At 31.0% G+C, this 26,623-nt stretch carries 24 protein-coding genes and 4 tRNA genes; 24 read left to right on the top strand and 4 right to left on the bottom strand.

All coding sequences use genetic code 11. From position 1 onward, the window contains the following. Positions 1-89: 89 nt before the first annotated feature. The 3 genes from ACTF56_RS08295 to lysS form a co-directional block, all read right to left on the bottom strand. The gene (locus tag ACTF56_RS08295) at positions 90-416 is read right to left on the bottom strand and encodes a hypothetical protein (protein ID WP_438966427.1); all 327 of its coding nucleotides are present in this window, start codon (positions 414-416) and stop codon (positions 90-92) included. Positions 417-487: 71 nt separating this feature from the next. Continuing rightward, positions 488-922: a hypothetical protein gene (locus tag ACTF56_RS08290; protein ID WP_438966426.1), complete on the bottom strand. Its 435-nt coding sequence runs from the start codon at positions 920-922 to the stop codon at positions 488-490. Between the two features lie 128 nt (positions 923-1,050). Then, the gene (gene lysS / locus ACTF56_RS08285; protein ID WP_438966425.1) at positions 1,051-2,742 is read right to left on the bottom strand and encodes a lysine--tRNA ligase; all 1,692 of its coding nucleotides are present in this window, start codon (positions 2,740-2,742) and stop codon (positions 1,051-1,053) included. A gap of 249 nt (positions 2,743-2,991) precedes the next feature. On the opposite strand from lysS, the gene ACTF56_RS08280 reads away from it, so the two are divergent. Beyond that, positions 2,992-3,813, top strand: a complete 822-nt coding sequence (locus tag ACTF56_RS08280; RefSeq protein ID WP_438966424.1) for a hypothetical protein — start codon at positions 2,992-2,994, stop codon at positions 3,811-3,813. Beyond that, positions 3,813-4,511, top strand: coding sequence for a lipoyl(octanoyl) transferase LipB (lipB, locus tag ACTF56_RS08275; RefSeq protein ID WP_438966423.1), 699 nt, complete (start codon positions 3,813-3,815; stop codon positions 4,509-4,511). Before ACTF56_RS08280 ends, lipB begins: the two co-directional genes overlap by 1 nt. Before the next feature lie 36 nt (positions 4,512-4,547). Here the strand turns inward: lipB and ACTF56_RS08270 are convergent, their stop codons facing one another. Then, positions 4,548-5,207 (bottom strand): ribonuclease HII, encoded by a 660-nt coding sequence (locus tag ACTF56_RS08270; RefSeq protein WP_438966422.1) that lies wholly within the window; start codon positions 5,205-5,207, stop codon positions 4,548-4,550. A gap of 62 nt (positions 5,208-5,269) precedes the next feature. On the opposite strand from ACTF56_RS08270, the gene ACTF56_RS08265 reads away from it, so the two are divergent. From ACTF56_RS08265 to nusG, 22 genes are all read left to right on the top strand, one after another. Next, positions 5,270-7,156 carry a S8 family serine peptidase gene (locus tag ACTF56_RS08265; RefSeq protein ID WP_438966421.1) on the top strand — a complete coding sequence of 629 codons (1,887 nt, stop codon included), beginning with the start codon at positions 5,270-5,272 and terminating at the stop codon, positions 7,154-7,156. A 230-nt stretch (positions 7,157-7,386) separates the two neighbouring features. Next, entirely contained in the window at positions 7,387-10,449 is a 3,063-nt protein-coding gene (locus ACTF56_RS08260; RefSeq protein WP_438966420.1) for a SusC/RagA family TonB-linked outer membrane protein, read from the top strand. Positions 10,450-10,463: 14 nt separating this feature from the next. Then, positions 10,464-11,939: a RagB/SusD family nutrient uptake outer membrane protein gene (locus ACTF56_RS08255; protein ID WP_438966419.1), complete on the top strand. Its 1,476-nt coding sequence runs from the start codon at positions 10,464-10,466 to the stop codon at positions 11,937-11,939. Positions 11,940-11,985: 46 nt separating this feature from the next. Beyond that, positions 11,986-12,819: a hypothetical protein gene (locus ACTF56_RS08250; protein WP_438966418.1), complete on the top strand. Its 834-nt coding sequence runs from the start codon at positions 11,986-11,988 to the stop codon at positions 12,817-12,819. An 83-nt stretch (positions 12,820-12,902) separates the two neighbouring features. Next, the gene (locus ACTF56_RS08245) at positions 12,903-14,849 is read left to right on the top strand and encodes a putative porin (RefSeq protein ID WP_438966417.1); all 1,947 of its coding nucleotides are present in this window, start codon (positions 12,903-12,905) and stop codon (positions 14,847-14,849) included. A 264-nt stretch (positions 14,850-15,113) separates the two neighbouring features. Next, on the top strand, positions 15,114-16,475 hold the full coding sequence (locus tag ACTF56_RS08240; RefSeq protein ID WP_438966416.1) for a pyridoxal-phosphate dependent enzyme: 1,362 nt from the start codon (positions 15,114-15,116) through the stop codon (positions 16,473-16,475). A 114-nt stretch (positions 16,476-16,589) separates the two neighbouring features. Further along, entirely contained in the window at positions 16,590-17,858 is a 1,269-nt protein-coding gene (locus ACTF56_RS08235) for a DUF2851 family protein (protein WP_438966415.1), read from the top strand. A 28-nt stretch (positions 17,859-17,886) separates the two neighbouring features. Then, on the top strand, positions 17,887-18,108 hold the full coding sequence (locus ACTF56_RS08230) for a PspC domain-containing protein (protein ID WP_438966414.1): 222 nt from the start codon (positions 17,887-17,889) through the stop codon (positions 18,106-18,108). A gap of 73 nt (positions 18,109-18,181) precedes the next feature. Further along, positions 18,182-19,996 carry a sodium-dependent transporter gene (locus tag ACTF56_RS08225; RefSeq protein WP_438966413.1) on the top strand — a complete coding sequence of 605 codons (1,815 nt, stop codon included), beginning with the start codon at positions 18,182-18,184 and terminating at the stop codon, positions 19,994-19,996. Positions 19,997-19,998: 2 nt separating this feature from the next. After that, positions 19,999-20,160, top strand: coding sequence for a hypothetical protein (locus tag ACTF56_RS08220; RefSeq protein WP_438966412.1), 162 nt, complete (start codon positions 19,999-20,001; stop codon positions 20,158-20,160). 11 nt (positions 20,161-20,171) lie between these two features. Beyond that, entirely contained in the window at positions 20,172-21,080 is a 909-nt protein-coding gene (locus ACTF56_RS08215) for a ComEA family DNA-binding protein (RefSeq protein ID WP_438966411.1), read from the top strand. 26 nt (positions 21,081-21,106) lie between these two features. Continuing rightward, a complete protein-coding gene (locus ACTF56_RS08210; protein ID WP_438966410.1) occupies positions 21,107-22,276 on the top strand; it encodes an acyl-CoA dehydrogenase family protein in 1,170 nt (389 codons plus the stop codon). A gap of 199 nt (positions 22,277-22,475) precedes the next feature. Further along, on the top strand, positions 22,476-22,670 hold the full coding sequence (rpsU, locus tag ACTF56_RS08205) for a 30S ribosomal protein S21 (protein ID WP_438966409.1): 195 nt from the start codon (positions 22,476-22,478) through the stop codon (positions 22,668-22,670). Between the two features lie 68 nt (positions 22,671-22,738). Beyond that, a complete protein-coding gene (locus tag ACTF56_RS08200) occupies positions 22,739-23,635 on the top strand; it encodes a tyrosine-type recombinase/integrase (RefSeq protein ID WP_438966408.1) in 897 nt (298 codons plus the stop codon). 24 nt (positions 23,636-23,659) lie between these two features. Further along, positions 23,660-23,962 (top strand): ribosome hibernation-promoting factor, HPF/YfiA family, encoded by a 303-nt coding sequence (gene hpf / locus ACTF56_RS08195; RefSeq protein WP_438966407.1) that lies wholly within the window; start codon positions 23,660-23,662, stop codon positions 23,960-23,962. Positions 23,963-24,054: 92 nt separating this feature from the next. Continuing rightward, a tRNA-Thr gene (locus ACTF56_RS08190) sits at positions 24,055-24,128 on the top strand. Between the two features lie 64 nt (positions 24,129-24,192). Continuing rightward, positions 24,193-24,273, top strand: a tRNA-Tyr gene (locus ACTF56_RS08185). 68 nt (positions 24,274-24,341) lie between these two features. Continuing rightward, a tRNA-Thr gene (locus ACTF56_RS08180) sits at positions 24,342-24,413 on the top strand. 59 nt (positions 24,414-24,472) lie between these two features. Then, positions 24,473-25,660, top strand: coding sequence for an elongation factor Tu (gene tuf / locus ACTF56_RS08175; RefSeq protein WP_438966406.1), 1,188 nt, complete (start codon positions 24,473-24,475; stop codon positions 25,658-25,660). A gap of 57 nt (positions 25,661-25,717) precedes the next feature. After that, positions 25,718-25,788, top strand: a tRNA-Trp gene (locus ACTF56_RS08170). Positions 25,789-25,809: 21 nt separating this feature from the next. After that, positions 25,810-26,007 (top strand): preprotein translocase subunit SecE, encoded by a 198-nt coding sequence (gene secE / locus ACTF56_RS08165; RefSeq protein WP_438966405.1) that lies wholly within the window; start codon positions 25,810-25,812, stop codon positions 26,005-26,007. A gap of 9 nt (positions 26,008-26,016) precedes the next feature. Then, positions 26,017-26,568, top strand: a complete 552-nt coding sequence (gene nusG / locus ACTF56_RS08160) for a transcription termination/antitermination protein NusG (RefSeq protein WP_438966404.1) — start codon at positions 26,017-26,019, stop codon at positions 26,566-26,568. The last annotated feature ends 55 nt before the right edge of the window (positions 26,569-26,623 follow it).

Here is a 26,623-nt window from a genome sequence, read left to right as displayed (position 1 = left end):
TCGTAACAGAATTAATTCTGTTACGATTTAACTATATTTGAATTATTAACGAGTCAACCTTTTTTAGGACAACTCATTTTAAATAAAAATTATTTTTTACCAGTCAATTTTTTCATAATTGTTGGTTCCATATTTAATTTTTCAATATCACTAGCATCTAAAGTTGATAATATTTTTTTCTCAACAATATCAGACATAACTGCTTTTCTTTCTTCAGAAATACCTTCTGTTTGAAAAGTTTCGTGTTTCATTTCAAATAAAGTTACAAAGTCGTTAACGATATCTCCTTTTATTTCAAGGTAATCACATAATAATTTTGCGTCTTCTCTAGCTAATTCATTGATAGTTTTTTCTTGTGCTGAAGCATTAAATGAAAATGCAAAAAACAAAACTAAAAGTGCTACTATTTTTTTCATAATGGAAAGTGTTTATTAATTTGAATTCAAATCTACTTATTTTTTTTTAAATTCAAAATAAATACTTAAAATTATTTATCCGATTTCTTTTTGTTTTTTTTATTTTCCTTCATGCTTTCTTTCACTTCCTCTTTCTTTTCGGCAACATTGGTTTCCCATTTTTGAAATTGTTCTTCTGTTAAAATAGTTTTTAATTTTGTTTTAAAAGCTTCTTTGTTTTTTGTCATTTCTTCTTTCATGGCAATTCTGTCCTCTTTGTTAGGTTTTTTGTCACCTTCTTTTGCTTCATTTCTTTTTTCTATTAATGCCTTTCTGTTTTCTTTTTGAGTCTCCAAAAGTTCTTTAACTTCTTTTTGTTGCTTTTCATTAAGGTCAAGTTCTTCAGTCATTTTTTCAAGCTGTTTTTCTGTTCTTTGTTCAGGAGATTTAGCTTCTTTTTTGTTTTCTTTTTGAGCAAAAGTTACAGTTGTAACAATTAATGCTACTGTTAAAATTAATTTTTTCATAATTTCTATTTTTTAAAGTTAACAATAAGACCGTTTTGTTTTAAAAAGGTTTAATTAGTTTGAATTAAGTGTAAAAAAAAGTGACTAAAAGCCACTTTAATTTAATTATATAAAAGGTTGTCAAATTACTATTTTAAAACAACTGTTTTTGTTTCACCATCAACTACAACTTGCGTTAAGCCATGTTTTGCTAATCCTTTCATGGCAGCATCCCATTTTTTTCCACTAAGTGCTGACTTGGCTTTTAAATCTGCAATAAGTTGATTATTTTCTTCTTTTAAAAGGTTGATAATTAATTTCTCATCTTCAGATAAATCCAATTGTTTTTTCTCAGGGCGCATTTGTGGAAAGAAGAGTACCTCTTGTATTGAGGCGTTGTTGGTTAAAAACATCATTAATCTATCCATTCCAATTCCTAAGCCAGAAGTTGGTGGCATTCCGTATTCTAACGCTCTTAAAAAGTCTTCATCTATAATTCCGTTAGCTTCATCATCACCTTTCTCAGCCAATGCCATTTGGTTTTCAAAACGTGCTCTTTGGTCTATTGGGTCATTAAGTTCAGAATAAGCATTTGCAATTTCTTTACCACAAACCATCAGTTCAAAACGCTCAGTTAATTCAGGATTATCTCTGTGTTCTTTGCATAATGGAGACATTTCTTTAGGGTAATCTGTAATAAAAGTGGGTTGAATAAAATTACCTTCGCACTTAGCTCCAAAAATCTCATCAATAAGTTTTCCTTTACCCATTGTATCATCAACTTCAATACCCATTGATTTTGCAGCTTCAAACAATTCAGTTTCCGATTTTCCTGTGATATCAAATCCAGTAAAGTTTTTAATAGCATCTGTCATTGTAACTCTTTTATAAGGTGCCTTAAAACTCACTTTATGTTCTCCAAAAGTAGCATCAGTAGTTCCATTTACTTCAATAGCACAATGTTCTAATAAATTTTCAGTAAACTCCATCATCCAATTGTAGTCTTTGTAAGCTACATAAATTTCCATTGCTGTAAATTCAGGATTATGCGTTCGGTCCATTCCTTCGTTTCTGAAGTTTTTAGAAAACTCGTAAACACCATCAAAACCACCAACAATTAATCTTTTTAAATATAATTCGTTAGCAATTCTCATGTATAATGGAATGTCCAAACTATTGTGGTGTGTAATAAAAGGTCTTGCAGCAGCTCCTCCAGGAATCGCTTGTAAAACAGGAGTTTCAACTTCCATATAACCAGCATTGTTAAAAAACGAACGCATGGCATTAAATAATTTTGTTCTTTTTACAAATACTTCTTTCACTTGAGGATTTACAACTAAATCAACATAACGCATTCTGTATCTTAATTCAGGATCTACAAAAGCATCAAAAACTTTTCCATCTTCATCTTTTTTTGGCAAGGGCAAGGGTCTTAAAGTTTTACTCAAAAAAGTAAATTTATCCACTTTTACCGATTTTTCTCCAACTTTAGTCAAAAATAATTCACCTTCAACACCAATAAAATCTCCTAAATCAGTTAACTTTCTGAAAACTTGATTGTAATACGTCTTATCTTCACCAGGGCAAATATTATCTCTATTAAAATACAATTGTATTCTGCCTTCACTATCTTGTAATTCAACAAAAGAAGCTTTACCCATATCTCTATCACTCATGATTCTTCCAGCAAGAATAACTTTCTTACCTTCTTCAAAGCCATCTTTAACCTGTTTTGAGTTGTGATTTACAGGAAATAAATCTGCAGGATAAGGGTTAATACCCAATTCACGCAAAGCTTTAAGCTTGTCTCTTCTAATGATTTCTTGTTCCGAAAGTAGCATATCTTATATTTTAAGCTGGCAAAGATAAGTATTAGTTTAAAAGTTTAAAAGCTTATAAGTTTAAAAGTTTAAGCTTCTGAATTCTAAATTCTTTATTAAGCATTCTTATTTTTTTTTGTAGCAAAAGGCTTGGGCATTTTTAGAGTGGTAGTACCTGCTGTCCATTCTATCTTTTTTTCAAAAAGGATGCCATTCCCATCAGGGCTATTTGAGAAATCATTTGTATATTTGTATTCTAAAATTTTCAAAATGAAAGTACTAAAAATAATTTTGAGTTTACTTCTTTTAAACTCCATCACAAGTTGTGTAATTACCGAAAAAATTAATTTCAACGAAGACCATTCAGGTAAATTGGTTTATGATATGGATATGTCGCAAATTATGGAAATGGCAGGAGATAAAATGGGTGGTGCTGACTCCAAAAAACCGAAAAATAAAAAAGGTGCATTTGATAGAACTGAAATGGATTCTACCTTTACTTTCAAAGAATTGTTTAAAGAAAAACAAGACAGTATCAATAGTTTGCCAGAAGAGGAAAGATTGAGATACAAACAAATGGAAAACTATACCATGCGAATGTTGATGAGTGAAAAAAACAAACAATTTAAGTATATTATTTCAACTGATTTTGCTTCACCAAAAGAACTTCAAAATTTAGTTTCGCCAATGAATGCAGCTTCTCAGTTTAATCAAATGGGTTCTCAACTAACAAAAGATTCTCCAAAAAATGAAGGGATAACCAAATATTCATTCGATGGAAAAACTTTTTCAAAAATGGTAAGCTTATCGCCAAATGCATTGTTAATGAAAGGTCTTAAAAAAGGTCTAAACAAAGAAGCGTCTGAAGCCGTAGAATCAGAAGATGATTTGTCTGAAAAAATGGATGAAACGATGAAAATGGTTTTTGAGCAATCTAAATACTATATGGAAGTTTCATTTCCCAAAAAAATAAAAAGTATTTCGATTCCAAATGCCGTTATCAGTGATGACAAAAAATCAGTTGTGCTTACTTTTTCAATGAATGACTACATGGAAAGTGAAAATTTAAATTTTGAAGTAGAATTAGAATAATGAACAAAAAAATTCATCTTAAAGATTTAGGAAAAAAGGACTACAAGGAAACTTGGGACTTTCAGGAAACGCTTTTTAAAGACATTGTTGATTTAAAAATTAAAAATAGAAGAGAAGATAAAGATAATGAAACACCCAATTATTTTCTTTATGTAGAACATCCTCATGTTTATACTTTAGGTAAAAGTGGTGATTTGACTAATTTATTACTTTCAGAAAAGCAGTTAGCAAATAAAGGAGCAACATTTTATAAAATTAATAGAGGTGGAGATATTACATATCATGGTCCTGGCCAAATAGTTGGTTATCCTATTTTAGATTTAGAAAATTTTTTTACAGATATTCATAAATACCTTCGTTTTTTGGAGGAAGCAATAATTTTAACTCTAGCAGAATATGCTATAATTGGTACAAGAAGTGAAGGTGAAACAGGAGTTTGGTTGGATGTAGGAACACCTTTTGCTAGAAAAATTTGCGCTATGGGAGTTCGTGCCAGTAGATGGGTTACAATGCACGGTTTTGCCTTGAACGTAAATGCAGATTTGGGCTACTTTGATAATATCATTCCTTGTGGTATTAAAGGAAAAGCAGTAACATCTATGCACGCAGAATTAAATAAAGAAATTGATCAAGAAGAAGTGAAATCAAAAATTATTCAGCATTTTTCAGTTTTATTTGAAGCAACTTTTATCAATTGATGATTCGATTACTCCAACAATCAAAATGTCCAAAAATCATATATCCAATGAAAGTTGCTCGGGTAATAATCTAAACGACATTCTGTGATACTTCGTAACGCCATATTTCATTATAGCTTCTCTATGTTCTTTTGTAGGATAGCCTTTATTTTTTTTCCAATTATACATGGGAAATTCTTCGTGAATTTTATCCATATATTCATCTCGATATGTTTTTGCTAAAATTGACGCAGCTGCAATAGAAGTGTATTTAGAGTCACCTTTAATAACACTTGTATTTGGAATAGACTTTAAATAATCAATTTCTTCGTTAGAAAATATCTTTCCTTTAGTCTGTTTTAAACCCAATTTAGAGAAAATTGATCTATTTCCATCTACAATAATATATTCAGGTTTTGGGTTTACTTTAAGCAAGCATTCTTGCATGGCTTTCATCGATGCGTTGAGTATGTTTATTTCGTCAATTTCATCATTAAAAATATTTTTTACAGAAAAAGAAATGGCATTTTCTTCAATAAAAGGTCTAATTTTAAATCTATTTTTCTCAGAAATCTGTTTAGAATCATTTAGATTTTCTAAAAAAAAATCTTTTTTTAATAGAATTGCAGCAGCAGTTACTGGCCCTGCTAAACAGCCTCTTCCGGCTTCATCAGTGCCGTATTCGAGTTCATGATTAGAATAATTTAATTTTAACATTTCAATTAATTGATTTAGAAAATAAATAAATATATTTGTAAATTACATTAAAAAAATAAATTATGAAAAGATTAACTACTTTACTAATTGCAATTTTCACTACTGCTTCATTTAGTCAAAATGAACAGGAACGTGCAAAGATAGTAGAATATTATAAGACGATAAATGATAAAACCGTTGTGTTTGATTCAATTAAGTATTCTTTTACTGAAAAAAATGATGCTGATAATAAAGCCATATCTTTAGGTATTCCTTTAGAAGTTGTTGATTCTAAAGGAAATGTTGGAAAATTAGTTAGGTTTAATGAAGGTCAACCAGTTTATTATTCGACCAATAATGCTGGTGCTGCATTGACTACACGTGCTAATTTAGTTCAGCCAGGCGGTAGTATGGGCTTAAACTTGTCAGGATTAAATATGATTGCTGGTGTTTGGGATCAAAATCACCCTAGACTTTCGCATAATGATTACAAGAATAGTGTAGGTATTTCAAGATTATTAGCTGTTGATGGTCCTTCTCCTAATGGTACAAGTAATCATTCCTCTCACGTAACTGGTACAGTTTTATCAAACGGTTTGAGTTCTACTAATTTATCAGGTAGAGGTATTGCTTATGATGCGGAAGGTTGGATTTTTGATTGGAATAATGACATAGCTGAAATGAATCAGTATGCAGGTTTTGGTTTGTTGATTTCAAATCACTCATACGGTGCTATTGCTTCTAATTTATCTGTTTGGAATTTTGGTGCTTATGTTTCAGATTCAAATGCTGTTGATAATATTTGCTTCAATAATCCAAAATACATACCTATTTATGCTGCAGGAAATGACAGAGATAGTTTCTCGACATTAAATCCAAGTAAAAATGGTAATGATTTGTTGAATGGTGATAAAACATCAAAAAACTCTATTGTTGTAGGTGCTGTCAATAGTGTTCCTACTTATTTGAATTCTTCTAGTGTTGTGATGTCAAATTTTTCTAGTTTTGGTCCAACTGACGATTTTAGAATTAAGCCCGATTTAGTTGCAAAAGGGGTTAATGTTTTTTCTATATCAAGCTCAAGTGACACAGCTTATGCTAGTTTGAATGGTACTTCTATGGCTTCTCCAGGAGTCGCTTCCTCATTGTTATTGGTGCAACAACATTTTGGTTCACCTTTTTTAAACGCAAGTACTCTGAAAGGTTTGGCACTTCATACTGCTGATGAAGCAGGTCCTTCTGAAGGTCCTGACCATATGTTCGGTTGGGGTTTGTTAAATACCGCAAAAATGATAGAAACCTTACAAAAAAATAATGTTGAGTCTATTGTTTCTGAAAATACATTAAATAATAACCAGACTTATTTCATAGATGTTTTAGCGCTTGGAGACGAGCCTCTTAAAGCTTCGATATCGTGGACAGACAGACCAGGAGTTACCGCTACTGCTGGTGTTGTGGATCAAATTAATTCGAGATTAGTTAATGATTTAGATATTACAATCACAAAGTTAGCTGAAACTCATTTGCCATGGAAATTGAATAAAGATTGGAGTAATATAACTGCTGTCAAGGGGAATAATGATGTTGATCCATTTGAAAGGGCTGATGTTTTAAATCCTTCTGGAATTTACAGAGTGAATGTTTCTCACAAAGGATCGCTTATTGGTGGAGCACAGAATTATTCACTTGTGATAACAGGTGTAGATGCAGATGCAAATTTAGATTTAGTTAAATTTGACAAAAATGACTTCCTGTTATGGAATTCCGCTAAAATTCTTAATTATGAAATAGAAAATTTTTCTAATGTTTTAAATATGAAAATATTTGATATTAATGGCAGGTTAATTTTTCAAGATATAATCGAAAGCCAATCAGGAATGTTTGATTTAAATAAATTAAATAATGGGTTTTATAACGTTGTTGTTAGCGATAAGTCTAATGTCATTGTTGCGAAAAAAATAATTTTGTAGATTGCAAAAAAAAATAAATTTCAAAACAAAAAAACTCAATAGAAATATTGAGTTTTTTTGTTTTTCTTTCTTAACAACGCAACCTTTTTGTTTTTTTTGAATCCATTAAAAAAGATGAATTATTATAGGTATCAAAACTTTAAATAAAAGTGAATATTATTTCATTTTTATTTGTTTAATTAAGAAATATTTAAGAGATTTGCAGAATAACTAACTCAAATAAAATAAATATGAGATCGAAGTTCAAATGGATTTTTACGCTTATGGTAGCGTTTACTATGCAGTTTTCCTTTGCTCAAGAGAAAACTATTACAGGTGTTGTTACAGATGATGCTGGACCTGTAGCAGGTGCAAGTGTAATTGTAAAAGGTACAAAAAGAGGTACTAGTACAGATTTTGATGGTAATTATTCCATCAGAGCAAGTGTTGGAGAGGTTTTAGAGGTTTCTTATTTTGAATCCAAAAAAACTATTACAATTGGGCAGTCAAATAAATATGACGTTGTTTTAAATGTTGCCACATTAGAAACAATTGTATTGAAAGTAGGTTATGACCGAACTCAAACCAAAGTTACAAGTACTACTGCGTCAACTACTGTTGGTGGAGAGACTCTTGAGAATAGACCAAATGCATCTGTTCTTGCTTCTCTTCAAGGTACGAGTCCAGGATTAACATTAATTTCTTCTTCTGGTTCTCCAGGTTCTGCAAAGTTTGATGGTTTTATTCGTGGTGCTTCTTCAATCAATGGTAACACAGATCCATTGATTGTAATTGATGGAATTCCTTCAACATCTAATCAATTTAGGAATTTAAATCAAAATGACATTGAAACTGTTACAGTTCTTAGAGATGCTGCAGGTACCTCTATTTATGGTAACAAAGGGGCTAATGGAGTAATTCAAATTACTACAAAAAATGCAAAATATAATTCTGGTGTTAAGTTTACTTATGATGGCGTAACTGGGTTCAATACATTGCCAGAAAACAAATACAATATGGCAGATGCTAGGGAGCTTTTGACTATTGAAAAACTTGCGAATACTGGGCTTGGGGCTACGTTAACAGATGCGGAAATTGCTGCTTACAACATTAATACCAATTGGTTAGATGAATTTTTCAAAACTGATGTAACTAGACAACATAATTTAGGAGTGTCTTTTGGTGGTGAAAATTTATCAACTTTCACATCTTTAAGTTATTTTGAACAAGGAGGTATGGTTCCTACTACTGATTTTAAAAGATTTTCTTTAAGAAACAATTTACAAGGCAAATCTAAAGATGGTAAATTTACCTTTGACACTCAAATAGCTTTGGCTCATTCTAAAAGAAATCAGTTAAACCAAGAAACAAACGATGGTGTTAATAATAATACTATCCAAAATCCATTACATGGAGGTTTAATGGGTTTGCCGTACTTTGCTCCAAGTCCTTATAATACAGGTGCTGAGCTTTTAGCTGCAATTGGGACAAACTTTCAAGGTGCTAATGATACTTATGTTTTACAAGATATTCTAAGACCAGGTTCTCTTCCTAGTTTTTTTACTGAAAACTCTGCAATTATTAATATAGGTGCCTCATATAAATTAACTGATAATTTAACTCTAAGAAATAGATCAGGTTTAGATATTAAGGATAGTGATTTAGTTTTTGGTAGAGCTCCTCAATCTTATCTAGCATTAGTTGTTGCACAAGGAAGAGGTGAACAATTTGGTGGTTTTGAAGATAGAAACAATACCAAAGATTTAACTTTTACAAATATTGCTAGTATAAACTTCAATAAAGTGTATAAAGAAAACCATGATGTTAATGTTGCTGCTTTCATTGAATACACCAAAGCACATTATATATCTAAAGGTTCAAGACAAAATGGATTAAATCCGTTAAATTATGTTCCTGGTGCTGGTACTGGTTATGTGGCTTTTAATCCAGCTACTCCTAATGCATATATTTCAACTGTAAATGGTGCTAAACTTACAGGTGGTACGCTTGCTTTATTTGCTACAGCTGATTATAGTTTTAAAGATAAATACGGTATTGGTGCAGTATTAAGAAGAGATGGTACTTACAGATTTATTGGTGATAACAAATGGGGTACATTTTGGTCAGCTTCTGCTAGATGGAATATTGATAGAGAGAAGTTTATGGATGGATCTGTTTTTGATATGTTAAAGTTAAGAGCTTCTTATGGAACTAATGGTAACCAGAATATTTCTGGCGCAAATTACGGTTTTCCATCATTATTGACTTCTGCTAGTATTGTAAGAGATTTAAATGCTTCAGGTAACGGATATAACAATACTCCTGGTTCTCTTTTAGTTGGTCAAATTGCAAATACTGCAGCTAGATGGGAAGAGATTACACAAGCAAATATTGGTATAGATTTTATTATGTTCAAAAACAAATTAGAAGGTAATTTAGACGTTTACAAAAAAAATACTACACAATTATTTAATACTATAAATACTTCAGCTGTAACTGGTTTGTATGGTTTCTCTGGTAATAATGGTGAGATTCAAAATTCAGGAGTTGAGCTTAGTTTAAAGTACAATATTATCAGAAATGATAATTTGAGATTGTCTGTTTTTGCTAATTCTTCTTACAACAAAAACGAAGTTAAACAATTATTGGAGACTGATCAAAGTGGAGTTTCAAACTTACTTCAAGTTGGTAATACTTTAAATGAGTGGAATTTAATACCTTATGTTGGTGTTAACCCTGCTAACGGTAATTTATTGTATTTGGATAGAAATAACCAGTTAACAGAGACTCCTGACGAAGCTCAAGATAGAAGAGCTACTGGTAAAAGTAATTTACCTGTTTATCAAGGAGGTTTTGGTGTAAATGTAGATTATAAAGGATTTTTCTTAAACACTTTATTTTCTTATCAAGCGGATGTTTGGAGAATAGACAATCAATTCAGATGGGCTTCAAATCCTAATTTCATAAATGATGATAATGTGACTGCTGACTTCTTAAACCAATGGACTCCAAATAATGTTAATTCAAACGTTCCTTCATTACAAGCTTCTAATAATGATGTCTTTTTGGATTCTGATAGATTTTTATATGACTCTTCCTTTTTGCGTCTTAAAAATGTTAACTTAGGTTATAATTTCCCTGCTAAATTCCTTAAAGATACTGCTATTTCAAGTATGAGATTTTATGTGCAAGGTGAAAATTTATTAACTTGGACAAAATGGAGAGGTTTTGATCCTGAAGCTATTACAGCTTTATCTGTAACTAATTTCCCAAATCCTAGAACTATTTCTTTTGGAGCTAGTATCGGGTTTTAATAAATAAAAAAATTATGAAAAAAATTAAGAGAATTTTATTAGTAGCATTTCTTGCTATATTTACCTTTTCTTGTGATGATGCTTTAGAAATTGTACAAGATGGTGAGATTAACAACGAAGCTTCATTTCAAACTGTAGATAATTTAAGACAGTTTTTATTAGGTGATATTTATTCAAGATTGAATAATACAAACGAAATTGAATTTACTAGTGTTTTTACTGATGAAGTTGGTATAGGTCCTAACAATGGTGGTCAAGGTCTTCAGTTACACAGATATTTATTTAATGCTAATAGTGGAAACGCATCTAGTTTGTGGATAACTCATTATGGTGTTATAAATAGAGTTAATAGATTGTTAGAAGTATCTAATTTAGTAGTTCCTACGACTCCTGCTGAAGAAGCTCAAAAAAATTCTATTCTAGCTGAGGCTAGAGCTTTAAGAGCTTATTCATACCTACAATTAGTGTCTTTCTTTTCTACAAACCCTGCAGATAATAATGCACTTGGTGTTATTTTGTTAGATTTTGTTCCTCCAATTGATGCTAAATTACCAAGAGCTACAAATGGTGAGATTTACACCTTAATGGAAAGTGATTTATTGTTCGCTGAAAATAATTTATCCCCATCGGCGCTAGATTATAAATTTGTAACTCCAAATTTAGTTAATGCTATCAGAGCAAGAATGTATCTTTACAGAAAAGATTATGTAAATGCTAAAGTTTATGCATTAAATGCAATAGCTGCATTACCTGTAACAACTTCAACTGTTACTTATAACTTAATGTGGAATGATTTAAGTCAAGGTGAAACTATTTTTGCAGCTTCTAGACCTGTTGCAGGTACTTGGTCAAATATCGGTAGTTTGTGGTACTTTAATCTTACTACTGCAACTGGAGGTGCTTTTCATGACATGGGTAGAAACTTATTTAATTTATATGATGCTTTTCCTTCAGATGTAAGAAGAGTAAATTGGATAGATGCTACAGCCGTTATAGATCCTAACTATCTTACAAATCCAAATTTTTTAACTTCTGATATTTTACCTATTAATAAGTATCCAGGTAAACTACCGCAACAATTAAGAAATGATTTAAAATTATTTAGATCATCTGAAATGGTTTTAATATTAGCAGAATGTGAAGTTGGTGGAACTACACAAAATCTAGGTCAAGCAGCTGCTTATGTTCAACAAATCAGATCCGCAAGAGGAACTGGTCAAACACTACCTACTTACACTACACCTCAACAAGCTTGGGCTGACATTTTGTTAGAAAGAAGAAAAGAATTATCTTATGAAGGTCATAGATATATTGATATTAAAAGACTTGCTACTTTAGCTGGTGTTCCAGGTATAGACAGAAATCCTACTGATGATATAGTTTCTTCAACCCCTCTTACTTTAGCAGTAAGTGATTATAGATTTACTTTTCCAATACCTCAAAATGAAGTTGCTGGAAATGTCTCTATTCAACAAAATCCAAATTATTAATTAATCTAGGAGAGAATTTTATTCTCTCCTTAATAAATCTATAGAAATGAAAAAAATTAATTTATTTAAAATTATTATTTTTACTTTATCATTAGCTATTTTTAGTTGTGATGGAGGTGATGATAATTACAAGGCCTATGATGGTTCTCTAACATCTTATTTGTTTAAGACACCAGCTTCCAATTTAGCTTCAAGTAATACAGAAGCTTCTTTTGTGGAATTTGTTGTTGGTGTGACATCAAAATCTAGTGCTCCAAGAACTATTTCTTTTGATGTTGACCCAGAGTCTACTGCTACTGCAAATATGTATACTATTGATCCTGCATCATTAATTATTCCTGCAGGTGAGTATTCTACTACTGTTAAAGTTTTTGCAAATTATGACAATATACCTGTATCGGGAAATTCAACATTAATTTTAAATTTTGCATCTACTCTTGACGCAATGCCTGGTTCTAATGTGCACACTGTTACAATGTTTAGATTCTGTTCTACTAATTTAGCAGGTAACTACAATGTTACAACTACTTATGAATTTCATGATTTCTTATCTTCTTATCCAACCAACACTACAACAGCTACTTTAGTAGCTCAGGGAGTTAATACTTATAAATTAGATGACTTCTCTGGTGGTTTGTATTCAACTGGCCCTTATGCTTCTGCATATGGTACGGGTGCTGCTAGTCAAGCTGGTAATAGAGATTTAGTGTTTTCAGTTAACTGTGGTAGTATTACTTGGTCAGGTCAGTCAGATCCATGGGGAGCTATAATTCCGCAAGCTACTGGAGTAAACGCACAAAATTCTGCTACACAATTTACCTTATCTTGGGAATGTTTAGGTTACGGTGAAAAAGGTGTTTCTGTTTACACTAAAATTTAATACTTATGTTTTATATTTAAAGGGCTACAATTTGTAGCCCTTTTTTTTGATTAAATTTGCATACATTTGCAATTATGTTAAATATGATGCGTTTTAAATTCCTTCTGTATTTTCTTTTTATAACTCCACTTTTAAGTTTGTCTCAAAACACTCTTAAAAATAATGTAAATTCCTTATATGGGAATAACAAGGTTAAAGACACAACAAAACAATTCTTAAGAATTGCAATTGATAAAACTGAAAAGCCATCAATTATTTTATACAAAATATTTTCTATAGAAAGAGACACAACATACGTAGACACAACACTAACAATTAAAAGTGAATATAAGTACAATTTTTTAAGAAAAGATAACTTTGGGTTATTAGAATTTGCAAACGAAGGTAATACATACAATACTTTAAATTATGGACTCAATACAAAATCTGTATTTCCTAATATGGGTTTTAAAGGAAAACATTTCAGTTATCTAGAGGTAAGTGATGTTAAATATTTTTCAGTTCCTACGCCTTTGACAGAATTATACTTTAAAACAGTAATGGAACAAGGTCAATCTGTTGATGCTTTTTTAACATTAAACACCAAACCTAATTTAAATTTTTCTATAGAATATAAGGGTTTACGATCCTTAGGTAAATACTTAAATAGTTTGTCAAGTTCAGGAAATTTCAAATTTACAACAAGTTATTTTACGAAAGATAAAAGATATAATTTAAACGCTCACTTTACAGGTCAAGACATCACAAACCAAGAAAATGGTGGAATTATTGATGTTGCATTGTTTGAATTATCTGAAAGCCCTTTGGATAAAAGAGAACGATTGGATGTTTACTTTAATGACGCAAGATCTTTCCTAAAAGGAAATCGCTTTTTTATTGATCATTCATTTAAATTTTCAAAAACCAATCCAAATAGTCTCGTTTTTACACATCAATTTATTCAAGAATATAAGTTTTATGAATTTACTCAAAATACAGTAAGTAGTCGTTTAGGTACTAGTTTTTCAAATCAAATAAATAATAAAACACGTTACAATAATTTATATAATAAAGTAGGTATTGCTTATAAAACAAAAGATTATGGTGATGTTGAATTTTTTATAGATGATAACAATTATAACTACTATTATAATAGTCTAGTATATGACGCTTCAGGTGCAATTTCTGTTCCTAATTCAATTAATGATAGATTAAATTCTTTTGGAGGTTCCTATACGTATTATGCAAGTACTTTAATTGCAAATTTAAAAATATCTAATACTTTTTCTAGTCAATCAGTTTCTAATATTGAAGCAAATTTATCCTACAAATTGAATGATGACTACAAGTTTGCTTTTCAATATCAAAAAATAAACAGCCTACCAAGCTTAAATTATACCTTACATCAAAGCAGTTATGTAAATTATAATTGGTTCAATAACTTTAAAAACGAAAAAACAAATCAATTTCAAGTGGATGCAGATACTAAATGGTTGAATCTATCAGTTCAATATAAAATCCTTAACGATCACTTGTATTTCGATAATACCACTAACGATATAACAAGTTTGTTAGTTAAACCTACACAATTTAACAATACCATTAATTATTTGTCTGTAAAGGCAAATAAAGAAATCAAATTTTGGAAATTTGCTTTAGATAATACCTTATTGTACCAAAATGTACAACAAAATGAAAACGTTTTAAATGTCCCTCAAATAGTGACTCGAAATTCCTTTTATTTTACAGATAAAGTCTTCAAAAAGGCCATGTTGATCCAAACCGGATTCACATTAAATTATTTTACCAAATATTATGCTAATGATTATAATCCTGTCATTGGTGAATTTTACACACAAACAGAAACAAAAATAGGCGCTTTCCCGTTAATCGATTTTTTTGTCAATGCAAGAGTAAAACAAGCCCGAATATTTCTTAAAGCAGAACATTTCAATTCCGCTTTTACAGGCTATAATTTCTATTCAGCACCCAATTATCCGTACCGTGATTTCATGGTCAGATTTGGTTTAGTTTGGAACTTTTTTCAATAATTTATTTTCTTAAAACAACATTTTTGGCATTTTAATAAAGGTAATTCCTGCTTTCCTTTCCAATCTTTTAAATACTTCAATGTTTTACAAACCTCAAAGTATATAAAAGGATTTCCATTCCAATCAGGGTTAAAAATCTTTTTGTATTGATAATTTATAAAGGCCTCTGAAAATCAATTCTACAACAAATCACTAACTTATTTTGACATCCTATTTCAAACCCATATCTTTGCAGTTACAAAATTTAAATAAGTAAAATTCATTATGAATTACGCAAAAAATATATTAGAAACTATTGGTAATACACCATTAGTTAGATTAAATAAAGTAACTTCTGAAGTTGATGCACTTGTATTGGCTAAAGTAGAAACTTTCAATCCAGGAAATTCAGTTAAAGATAGAATGGCTGTTAAAATGGTTGAAGATGCTGAAGCAGATGGAAGATTAAAACCAGGAGGAACAATTATTGAAGGAACTTCTGGAAATACAGGAATGGGTTTGGCATTAGCAGCTATTGTTAAAGGTTATAAATGTATTTTTGTAATTTCCGACAAACAATCCAAAGAAAAAATGGATATTCTTCGCGCTGTTGGTGCTAAAGTAGTAGTGTGTCCAACTGATGTAGAACCAACTGATCCAAGATCTTATTATTCAGTTTCTAAAAGATTAGCAACTGAAATTCCAAATTCATGGTACGTTAATCAATACGATAATCCGAGTAATGCAATAGCTCACTACGAGCAAACTGGACCAGAAATTTGGGAACAAACTGAAGGTAAAATAACACATTTTATTGTTGGAGTAGGAACTGGAGGAACAATTTCTGGAGTTGCCAAATATTTAAAAGAGAAAAATCCAAACATCAAAATTTGGGGAATTGATACTTATGGTTCTGTTTTTAAAAAATACCATGAAACAGGAATTTTTGATGAAAACGAAATCTATTCTTACATTACAGAAGGAATTGGAGAAGATATTTTACCTAAAAACGTTGATTTTTCATTAATTGATGGTTTTACAAAAGTAACGGATAAAGATGCTGCTGTTTACACAAGAAAAATTGCAGTTGAAGAAGGTATTTTTGTTGGAAATTCAGCTGGAGCTGCAGTTAAAGGTCTAATTCAATTGAAACATCATTTCAAGCCAGAGGATGTTGTTGTGGTGTTGTTTCACGATTCGGGAAGTAGATATGTTGGAAAAATGTTCAATGATGATTGGATGAGAGAAAGAGGTTTCTTAGAGGAAGAAATTACAAAAGCAGAAGATGTAATAAAAGAGCACATCAACAAGCCTTTAGTCATTGTTAGAACAGAAGAATTAGTTTCTCATGCCATTGAGCGTTTAAAAAAATACAATATTTCTCAAATTCCAGTTATAGATACTTCAGGTTTTGTAGGTAGTATTGATGAGTCTGATTTGTTTAGAAGCTATGTTGAAAACAAAGATATTGCTGATAAACCTATCAAGGAAATAATGGGTAAACCTTACCCAATTGTGGATAAAAATACTCCAATTGAAGAAATTTCTAAATTAATAAACAAAGATAATCAAGCAGTTATTGTAGATTTAGGAGAAGGAAAATACCATATCATTACAAAACATGATATCATCAGTTCAATAAAATAAAAAGTAAATAACCTATTAAAATTTAAAACTTGTAAGTCTTTGATTTGCAAGTTTTTGTTTTTTAATTATATTTGTACTTTATTACAAGCCAATACATTAATACAAGCCACTATCATGAAAGAAGAATTTCTACACTATTTATGGTTGCATAAAAAAGTACCATTAAACCAACTCCAAACTACTAATGGAGAACCTATCGAAATTATTAATTTCGGACAATATCTTCAAACTGCTGGTCCAGATTTTTTTAATGCTCAAGTCATTATCAACAATCAAAAATGGGCAGGAAATATTGAAATTCATGTAAAATCATCCGATTGGTACTTGCATAATCATGAAAGGGATGTCAATTATGATAATGTAATTCTTCATGTGGTATGGGAAAATGATACAGAAATTTACAGAAAAGATAATTCGGAAATTCCAGTTTTACAATTGAAAGATTATGTTTCTTCCTCAGAAATAGAAGGATACAATAAGTTAGCTTTACAAAAATCATGGATTAATTGTGAAAATGAAATCGCCTCAATAGATAAACTAATACTTACCAATTGGCAAGAACGTTTGTTTTTTGAACGATTAGAACGAAAGTCAAATCCAATACAAGAACTTTTACACAAAACTACTAACGATTGGGAAGCAGTTTTCTTTTATTTGTTATCCAAAAATTTCGGATTAAATGTAAATGGGGTTTCATTTTATGAAATGGCTAAATCAATTCCTTTCAGTGTCATCAAAAAAGAATCTTTTGAAGTCGAAAATCTAGAAGCATTGTTTTTTGGAATTTCTAATTTGCTTGAAGAGTATAAGCAAGACAACTATTATACAGATTTGCAAAAAAGATGGCGATTTTTGAGACAAAAACATCAATTTACAAATACGTTCATTACACCAATTCAATTTTTTAAACTTCGTCCAGATAATTTTCCAACAATACGATTGGCACAATTGGCACAATTATATCATTTAAAACACAGCTTGTTTTCTGAAATTATTCATGCAAATTCAATAGACCAATTGTGTTTTATTTTTAAAAATGACACGTCAATTTATTGGAAAAATCACTATAATTTTGAAAAAGAAAGTAATTCAAAAGTTAAAAGTTTAAGTACATCTTTTATTGATTTACTAATTATTAATACGGTAATTCCAATTAAATTTCTTTATGCTAGAGCCTTTGGAAAAGATAATTTGGAGGAGTTAATAGAATTGATAAGCAACATTAAACCCGAGAAAAACAACATCATTGAAAAATTTTCTACTTTTAAAATTAAATCAGAAAATGCTTTTGAAACACAATCGTTATTACAACTAAAAAACGAATATTGTAATTTTAAAAAATGCTTACAATGTAGTGTAGGATTGGCATTGCTTAAAAAATAATTATATCTTTGAAGCAATAACGATACAAATGATTAGAAATCTTTTACATTTTTTTGAAAAAAACGGATTTTTTGTAGCTTCACGTTTAGCTGATAGATTAGGTATGAAAGCAACAAATGTGCGTTTGTTTTTTATTTACATATCATTCATTACAGCTGGTTTGTGGTTCGGAATTTATCTTACTTTAGCATTTTGGTTAAAACTAAAAGACATGATCTACACAAAACGTTCCTCTGTTTTTGATTTGTAATTATCAATAAATCCTTTGATTTTTGTATTGTTTTATTATCTTTGAAAAACTAATAACTAACCAATAATATTTTATGTCTACAAAAGCAGATTCTTGGGGCTCGCGTGTAGGGCTCATTTTAGCAATGGCTGGAAATGCTGTAGGACTTGGAAATTTTCTTAGATTTCCAGTTCAAGCTGTTCAAAATGGAGGTGGAGCCTTTATAATTCCTTATTTAGTATGTTTTTTAGTAATGGGTATTCCGTTACTTTTTATTGAATGGTCAACAGGTCGTTATGGTGGAAGAACAGGAAATCACAGTACGCCTTACATATTAAATACAATGGCAAAAGGAAGAATTTGGAAATACATTGGTGTTTTCGGAATCTTTACTAATATTGCTGTAGCTGCCTACTATTGTTACATCGAATCTTGGACAATGTCATATGTTTATCATTCAATTGTAGGTACTTTTAATGGAATGAGTCAAGCTGATGTTGCTGGTTTTTTCAACTCTTACGTAGACGTAGCTCAGTCAACTACGGGTATTCCTTATGAAGCCGTTATATTTTATGTGTTTTGTCTTTTATTAAATACATATATCCTTTCAAAAGGTTTAGGAGGAATTGAAAAAGTAGCTAAAATTGGAATGCCTTTATTGATTTTATTTGGTGTTGTTTTAGCTGTTCGTGGTTTAACTTTAGGAACATCGGGAGCTTCAGATATTTTTCCAGATGCAAATGCTTGGGATGGTCTTAATTTCTTATGGACACCGCAGTTTGATTCGCTTTCAAACCCAAAAGTTTGGTTGGCAGCAGCAGGTCAAATTTTCTTTACGCTTTCAGTTGGTATGGGTACAATTCAATGTTATGCTTCTTACTTGAAAGAAAAAGATGATATTGCTTTAAATGCAGTTTCAGCTGGTTTTATGAATGAATTTGTGGAGGTTGTTTTAGGAAGTTTAATTGTAATTCCAATTGCTGCAGGTTATTTAGGATTGGATTGGGTACTTCAAAATGCAGGTTTCGGTATGGCTTTCCAAACTATGCCTTATTTATTCCAACAATGGGGAGATGTGCTTTCAATTTTTGCTGGAGTTTTTTGGTTTGGATTATTGTTCTTTGCGGGAATTACGTCTTCTTTAGCAATGGGAACTCCGTGGATGGGATTCATGCAAGATGAATTCAATTGGAGCAAAGTAAAAGGTGCTTGGTCTTTTGGAGCTTTAGCTTTACTAATGGGTTTGCCAACTGTGATTTTCTTTAAACAAGGATTGTTTGATCAATATGATTACTGGGCAGGAACAGTTAGTTTAGTAGTATTTGCATTCCTTGAAACCATTTTGTTTTCTTATATCTTTGGAATTAAAAAAGGTTGGGCTGAAATCAATAGTGGTGCCGATATTAAAATACCAGGAATTTATAAGTATATAATACTAATTATTACTCCATTGCTGTTAGGAACTGTATTAGTAACAAGTGTTCCAGATTGGATTGATAAAGTTAATGATGCTGACACCAATAATAAAGAATGGTTTACAGACTCTTATTATGCTGAAAATTTTGACGCAACAGGAACTAAAAAAGGTAAAGTTGAAGAAGTAAAATCCGATTATATCAAAATCTCTTTTGAAAATGAGAAAAAGGTTTTTGATAAAGAGACTGAAAAAGTAAAAATTGTAAACTTTCAAGATGTTAAAGAATACAAATTTGATGCTTCAAAAAATCAAACTACAATAGTTAAAGTGGGAGACGAAATCGCATCAAATGATAAAATTGCAACTGGTGAATTTACAAATGATACTTTTCATAAATTTTTAGGAAGAATGTTGTTGTTGTCACTATTTTTGTTTATTTCAATTGTAGTATATTTAGCTTATAAAAAACGTGTAAAAGAAGGGAGAGAATAATTATGAACACAACAGCGATAATAACAATGGTATTTGCACAAGGTATTGTAATCTGTTTTGCAGCTTACTTTTTCTATAAAGTGTTAACAATAAAACCAAAACAAGAACCGGATTCGTTTTCTGAAAATGATGACGAATTAGTTAGACAAAATCCTAAAGACTAATTTTAGGAAGAATGAAAAAAATAAAATCCTACTTCATGTTTTCAACAGAACAACGAAGTGGGATTTTTTTGTTGTTTTTTTTGATAATTACATTCCAAGTTTTTTGGTATAATTTTGATTTTAGCTTAAATAAAAAGACTATTCAATCAAAAGAAGAAATAGCATGGCTTTCCAACCAAGGACAAATTGACAGCTTAAAAATTGCAGCCAATACAGCTAAATACGACATAAAGCCTTTCAATCCAAACTTTATTTCTGATTATAAAGGATATTTGTTAGGAATGTCAACTCAAGAAATCGATAGACTCCATAAGTTCAGAGCAACCGATAAATATGTCAATTCTGCAAAAGAATTTCAACAGATTACAAAAGTCTCCGACGAGTTGTTAAATAAAATCAAAAGTAAATTCAAATTTCCAGATTGGGTAACCAATAAACAAATCAAAAAACCTTTTACGGATTACAATAATACAGCATCTAATAAATTTCAAAGTCAAAACCCCTACGAAAAAAAACAAATAGTTCAAAAAGACATCAACTTGTCATCCAAAGAGGAACTTATGGAAGTGTATGGAATTGGAGATAAAATTTCTGATATTATTCTTCAAGAGAGATCCAAATTTGGTGCATTTGCTTCTATGGAACAACTCCAATTTGTTTGGGGTGTTTCTCCAGAAGTATACCAACAACTTCAAAAAAGGTTTTTTGTAAACCCAAACCAAAGCATCAATAAAATTGCAATAAATAATCTTTCGATGAAAGAATTGTCTAAATTCCCGTATTTTAATTACACTCTTGCCAGAGAAATTGTAGCATATAGAAGCATGAATGATGATATAAAAAATATTGAGGATTTAACAAAAATTAAGGGAATGCCTAACGAAAAAATAAAAATAATAGCCTTATATTTGGAATTCTAAAAAAATACACTAGAAATACAAAATATATGAGTTTATTATACTTCACAGAAGAACATCAATTATTTAGAGAAAGTTTACGAGATTTTTTACAAAAAGAAGTAGTGCCTCACATTGATAAATGGGAAAAAACAGGTACAATCGAAAGATTTATTTGGGAAAAATTTGGAGAAATGGGTTTTTTCGGAATCAATTATCCTGAAGCTTATGGCGGAATGAATCTGGATTTATTCTACACCGTAATCTTTTTAGAAGAACTTCAAAAAGTAAATTCAGGTGGTTTTGCAGCTGCAATGTGGGCTCATACTTATTTAGCTATGACGCATCTAAATGCTGAAGGTGACGAACGTATCAAACAAGATTATTTAGCACCAAGTATTCTAGGAAAAAAAATTGGAGCGTTATGTATTACCGAACCTTTTGGTGGTAGTGATGTTGCAGGAATGAGAACAACTGCTGTAAAAAAAGGAGACAAATATATTTTAAACGGTTCCAAAACTTTTATTACCAACGGTGTCTATGCAGATTATTATGTGGTCGCAGCAAAAACTAATCCAGAACTTGGCAATAAAGGAATAAGTATTTTTTTAGTAGATACTAATGTAAAAGGTATTTCAGCAACAAAATTAGATAAATTGGGCTGGAGGGCTTCAGATACGGCCGAAATCGCTTTCGATAATGTAGAAATTCAATTAGATAATTTAATGGGTGAAGAAGGAAAGGGTTTCCCATATATCATGCAACATTTTGCCTTAGAACGTTTGATTATGGCAATCAATGCACATGCTAGATCCGAATTCGCTATCGATTATACCATTGATTACATGTCGCAACGTGAAGCTTTTGGAAAAACCATCAATAAATTTCAAGCTTTGCGTCACAAACTTGTGGAACAAGCTACCGATGTAGAACATTGTAAAATATTCAATTATGCAGCAGTTGCACGTTTAGATAAAGGCGAATATGTGGTTAAAGAAGCTACAATGGCAAAACTAAAATCTACAAAAGTAGCCGATGAAACAATCTATAGCTGTCTTCAAATGTTAGGCGGTTATGGTTATATGGAAGAATATCCTTTGGCTAGAATGCTACGTGATAGTCGTTTAGGGCCAATTGGTGGAGGAACTTCTGAAATTCTAAAAGAAATTTTATCCAAAATGATTATCGATAACAAGGATTATAAGCCTGCTGTTGAATAATTTTTCTTAGAAGCTTAATCCAGCTATCCACTGTATCTTTTTATTTTTTATTCAAAAATAAAAAGGATGCCGTTCCTATCTGGGCTAGGACTTTAGTTTTCAGTTCAAATTTATTTAAAAAAGAAATTATCAATTTGTAATTCATAATTCAAAATTATTTCATAAGTTTGCACCCTTAACGAGAGGAGGTGTCTATATTATGTTAATTATACCAATTAAAGACGGAGAAAATATCGATAGAGCATTAAAACGATATAAAAGAAAATTTGACAAAACAGGAACTGTTCGTCAATTAAGAGCACGCCAACAATTTATTAAGCCTTCTGTGACTCACAGAGCTAAAATTCAAAAAGCGGCTTATATTCAAAACATGAAAGATAATTTAGAAAATTAATTTTTTTAAATTACAAAATACTATCGTTAATATATTAAAGTGTAACTTTGTATATTAACGGTTTTTTTATGCCTACAAATCTTCAAGCTTACCAAGATTATCTTCAAAAAGAGAAAAATTATTCTCCTTTAACTTTGCGTGCCTATTTAGATGATGTAATCGCTTTTCAAAAGTATCTAGAAGTACACCATCAAAACATATCTTTAAATGAAGTGACCTACACGCAAGTAAGAAGTTGGATAGTTTATTTAGTCGAAAAAAAAATCGCTAATAAATCCATCAACAGAAAAGCATCTTCGTTAAAATCGTTTTATAAGTTTCTTTTAAAAATAAAGCAAATCGAATTCAATCCCTTAGCAAAACATAAATCACTAAAAACTCCAAAAAAACTTCAAATTCCGTTTTCCGAAAAAGAATTAAATCAAATAGCAAACAATTATTTGGATATAGAGGATTATGAATCGGTCAGAAATAAATTAATCATCGAACTTTTTTACACAACAGGAATACGACGTGCCGAATTAATTAGTTTACAAACTAATAATATAGATAAGTACAACAAAACACTAAAGGTTTTAGGAAAACGCAACAAAGAACGAATAATTCCAATCTTAGCTTGTACTTTGGATTTATTAGAACGTTATTTAGAATTGAGAGTAAATCTAAAAACAATACAAAATCCAGAAGTGTTAATTTTGTCAAAAAACGGAAAAAAACTATCTGAAACGTTTGTCTATCGAATGATAAATTCTTACTTTAGTACTGTATCTGAAAAGATAAAAAAAAGTCCTCATGTTCTTAGACATACTTTTGCTACACATCTTCTTAATAATGGTGCAGATTTAAATTCGGTTAAAGAACTTTTAGGTCATGCAAGTCTTTCATCTACACAAATTTATACGCACAGTAGTTTGGCAGAGCTCAAGAAAGTGTATCAAAACTCACATCCAAGAAACAAGGAATAATGTCAAACCTCAAATAAATTATTTATGAAAGTAAATGTTCAGGCAGTAAATTTTAATGTCGATAAAAAATTAGTCGACTTTTTACAAGAAAGATTAGATAAGTTGGAAAAATATTATGATAAAATAGTAATGTCTGATGTTTTTTTAAAGGTAGAAAATACAAGTGATAAGGAAAACAAAACGGTTGAGATAAAAATTAGTGTTCCTGGTGACGATTTGATGGTGAAAAAAACCTGTAAATCATTCGAAGAAGCGGTTGATTTATGTGCCAGTTCACTAGAGAGAGTTTTAGTAAAAAGAAAAGAAAAATTGCGAGCGCATATTTAATAATAAAAAAATAGTAAAAATTATTTTGATTAAACAAATAATTCCATACATTTGCAGTCCGTTAGAAATAGCGGACTTTTTATATTTAATAAGCCGGTGTAGCTCAGCTGGCTAGAGCAGCTGATTTGTAATCAGCAGGTCGTGGGTTCGAGTCCCTCCACTGGCTCTGTTTTTAGAGTGTTATTTGATTTGGAAGAATCATTTAAGGTTTATTTGAAATAATTAAAGTTGGGGAGATACTCAAGCGGCCAACGAGGGCAGACTGTAAATCTGCTGTGAAAACTTCGCAGGTTCGAATCCTGCTCTCCCCACAAAAAGAATTTAGTTTTTTGAGTTTAGATTTTTCTAGATTCTAAATTCTAACTTCTGATTTACATCAGCCGGTGTAGCTCAGGGGTAGAGTGCTTCCTTGGTAAGGAAGAGGTCTCGGGTTCAATTCCCGACATTGGCTCAATAAATTGTATAAATTTGAACACTATAAATAAATAACTAAGATTAAATTATTAAATCATGGCAAAAGGAAATTTTGATCGTTCCAAACCACACTTAAACATTGGTACAATTGGACACGTAGATCACGGTAAAACTACATTAACAGCTGCAATTACTAAAGTATTAGCAGATGCTGGATATTCTGAAGCAAAATCGTTTGATCAAATTGATAACGCACCAGAAGAAAAAGAAAGAGGTATTACAATTAATACTTCACACGTAGAATATGCTACAGCTAACCGTCATTACGCTCACGTTGACTGTCCAGGTCACGCGGATTACGTAAAAAACATGGTTACTGGTGCTGCGCAAATGGACGGAGCTATCTTAGTAGTTGCTGCTACAGATGGTCCTATGCCACAAACAAGAGAGCACATCCTTTTAGGTCGTCAAGTTGGTGTGCCTAGAATGGTTGTATTCATGAATAAAGTGGATATGGTTGATGATCCAGAATTGTTAGAATTAGTAGAAATGGAAATTAGAGATTTATTATCTTTCTATCAGTATGATGGTGATAATGGACCTGTAGTTCAAGGTTCTGCTTTAGGTGGATTAAATGGTGATCCAAAATGGGTAGCTACTATTTTAGAATTAATGGAAGCAGTTGATAACTGGATTGAATTACCTCCACGTGATGTAGACAAGCCTTTCTTAATGCCTGTTGAAGATGTATTTACTATTACTGGTCGTGGAACTGTAGCTACAGGACGTATCGAAACTGGTATTGCTAATACAGGAGATCCAGTAGAAATCATTGGTATGGGTGCAGATAAATTAACATCTACTATTACTGGTATCGAAATGTTCCGCCAAATCTTAGATAGAGGTGAAGCTGGTGATAATGCAGGTATCTTATTAAGAGGTATTGCAAAAGAAGATATCAAAAGAGGAATGGTTATTGTTAAGCCAGGATCTGTTAAACCACATGCTCATTTCAAAGCAGAGGTTTATATCTTGAAAAAAGAAGAAGGTGGACGTCATACTCCATTCCATAATAATTACCGTCCTCAGTTTTATGTACGTACAACTGACGTAACTGGTACTATTACTTTACCAGCTGGTGTTGAAATGGTTATGCCAGGTGATAACTTAACTATTGAAGTACAATTATTAAGTGCTATTGCATTGTCTGTAGGTTTACGTTTTGCTGTTCGTGAAGGTGGTAGAACTGTAGGTGCAGGTCAGGTAACTGAAATTTTAGACTAATTAATATTAGTTAATCAATAATTAAAGCCAGTTAATTCTGTTAACTGGCTTTCATAAACGGGCGTAGTTCAAGGGCAGAATAGCGGTCTCCAAAACCGTTGATGGGAGTTCGAATCTCTCCGCCCGTGCAATAAAATAAAACAAACACAATGACAAAAGTTGTTAATTATATTACTGAATCATTTGAAGAATTAAAATCAAATGTTACTTGGACAAATTGGGCAGAATTACAAAAGCTTACTATTGTAGTAGCTATTTTTTCTATTTTATTTGCTCTTTTGACATTTGGTGTTGATAGTGCTTTTGAAGTTATTGTTAAGAATATTTACACTTTATTAAAATCATAATTTATTCTTATGTCAGATAATAACATGAAGAAGTGGTATGTGGTTAGAGCTGTAAGTGGTCAAGAAAATAAAGTAAAAAACTATATTGAGACTGAAATCAGTAGATTAGGAATGGCTGATTATGTTTCTCAAGTTTTAGTGCCAACTGAAAAAGTTGTTCAGGTCAGAGATGGTAAAAAGATTAGTAAAGAAAGAGTTTACTTTCCTGGATATATTATGATTGAAGCTAATTTAACTGGCGAAATACCTCACATTATTAAATCGGTTACTAATGTAATTGGTTTTTTAGGTGAAACCAAAGGCGGGGATCCAGTTCCGTTGAGACAGTCAGAAGTGAATAGAATGTTAGGTAAAGTAGATGAATTAACAGTTAATGCTGATACAGTAAATATTCCATACGAATTAAATGAAACTGTAAAAGTTATTGACGGTCCTTTCAATGGTTTTAATGGTACCATAGAAAAAATTAATGAAGAAAAGCGTAAACTTGAGGTAATGGTTAAAATCTTCGGAAGAAGAACACCTTTAGAATTGAGTTTTATGCAAGTTGAAAAAGTATAATATCGTTACATATATATAATCACATCCACAAGCTTCCAATTGTTAGATGTGCTAA

The sequence above is a fragment of the Flavobacterium sp. genome (assembly GCF_965657075.1).
GTDB lineage: Bacteria > Bacteroidota > Bacteroidia > Flavobacteriales > Flavobacteriaceae > Flavobacterium.
Note: the sequence above shows the minus strand (reverse complement) of the source record. Positions and strands in the feature narration are given on the sequence as shown.

Coding starts and splice junctions, on each gene's coding strand:
- ACTF56_RS08280 (WP_438966424.1), top strand. CDS start 2,992: ATGAAAGTACTAAAAATAATTTTGAGTTTACTTCTTTTAAACTCCATC.
- lipB (WP_438966423.1), top strand. CDS start 3,813: ATGAACAAAAAAATTCATCTTAAAGATTTAGGAAAAAAGGACTACAAG.
- ACTF56_RS08260 (WP_438966420.1), top strand. CDS start 7,387: ATGAGATCGAAGTTCAAATGGATTTTTACGCTTATGGTAGCGTTTACT.
- ACTF56_RS08230 (WP_438966414.1), top strand. CDS start 17,887: ATGATTAGAAATCTTTTACATTTTTTTGAAAAAAACGGATTTTTTGTA.
- secE (WP_438966405.1), top strand. CDS start 25,810: ATGACAAAAGTTGTTAATTATATTACTGAATCATTTGAAGAATTAAAA.
- ACTF56_RS08265 (WP_438966421.1), top strand. CDS start 5,270: ATGAAAAGATTAACTACTTTACTAATTGCAATTTTCACTACTGCTTCA.
- ACTF56_RS08225 (WP_438966413.1), top strand. CDS start 18,182: ATGTCTACAAAAGCAGATTCTTGGGGCTCGCGTGTAGGGCTCATTTTA.
- ACTF56_RS08240 (WP_438966416.1), top strand. CDS start 15,114: ATGAATTACGCAAAAAATATATTAGAAACTATTGGTAATACACCATTA.
- ACTF56_RS08215 (WP_438966411.1), top strand. CDS start 20,172: ATGAAAAAAATAAAATCCTACTTCATGTTTTCAACAGAACAACGAAGT.
- ACTF56_RS08220 (WP_438966412.1), top strand. CDS start 19,999: ATGAACACAACAGCGATAATAACAATGGTATTTGCACAAGGTATTGTA.
- rpsU (WP_438966409.1), top strand. CDS start 22,476: ATGTTAATTATACCAATTAAAGACGGAGAAAATATCGATAGAGCATTA.
- ACTF56_RS08250 (WP_438966418.1), top strand. CDS start 11,986: ATGAAAAAAATTAATTTATTTAAAATTATTATTTTTACTTTATCATTA.
- ACTF56_RS08255 (WP_438966419.1), top strand. CDS start 10,464: ATGAAAAAAATTAAGAGAATTTTATTAGTAGCATTTCTTGCTATATTT.
- ACTF56_RS08295 (WP_438966427.1), bottom strand. CDS start 416: ATGAAAAAAATAGTAGCACTTTTAGTTTTGTTTTTTGCATTTTCATTT.
- ACTF56_RS08210 (WP_438966410.1), top strand. CDS start 21,107: ATGAGTTTATTATACTTCACAGAAGAACATCAATTATTTAGAGAAAGT.
- tuf (WP_438966406.1), top strand. CDS start 24,473: ATGGCAAAAGGAAATTTTGATCGTTCCAAACCACACTTAAACATTGGT.
- ACTF56_RS08235 (WP_438966415.1), top strand. CDS start 16,590: ATGAAAGAAGAATTTCTACACTATTTATGGTTGCATAAAAAAGTACCA.
- ACTF56_RS08200 (WP_438966408.1), top strand. CDS start 22,739: ATGCCTACAAATCTTCAAGCTTACCAAGATTATCTTCAAAAAGAGAAA.
- ACTF56_RS08290 (WP_438966426.1), bottom strand. CDS start 922: ATGAAAAAATTAATTTTAACAGTAGCATTAATTGTTACAACTGTAACT.
- lysS (WP_438966425.1), bottom strand. CDS start 2,742: ATGCTACTTTCGGAACAAGAAATCATTAGAAGAGACAAGCTTAAAGCT.
- ACTF56_RS08270 (WP_438966422.1), bottom strand. CDS start 5,207: ATGTTAAAATTAAATTATTCTAATCATGAACTCGAATACGGCACTGAT.
- nusG (WP_438966404.1), top strand. CDS start 26,017: ATGTCAGATAATAACATGAAGAAGTGGTATGTGGTTAGAGCTGTAAGT.
- ACTF56_RS08245 (WP_438966417.1), top strand. CDS start 12,903: ATGATGCGTTTTAAATTCCTTCTGTATTTTCTTTTTATAACTCCACTT.
- hpf (WP_438966407.1), top strand. CDS start 23,660: ATGAAAGTAAATGTTCAGGCAGTAAATTTTAATGTCGATAAAAAATTA.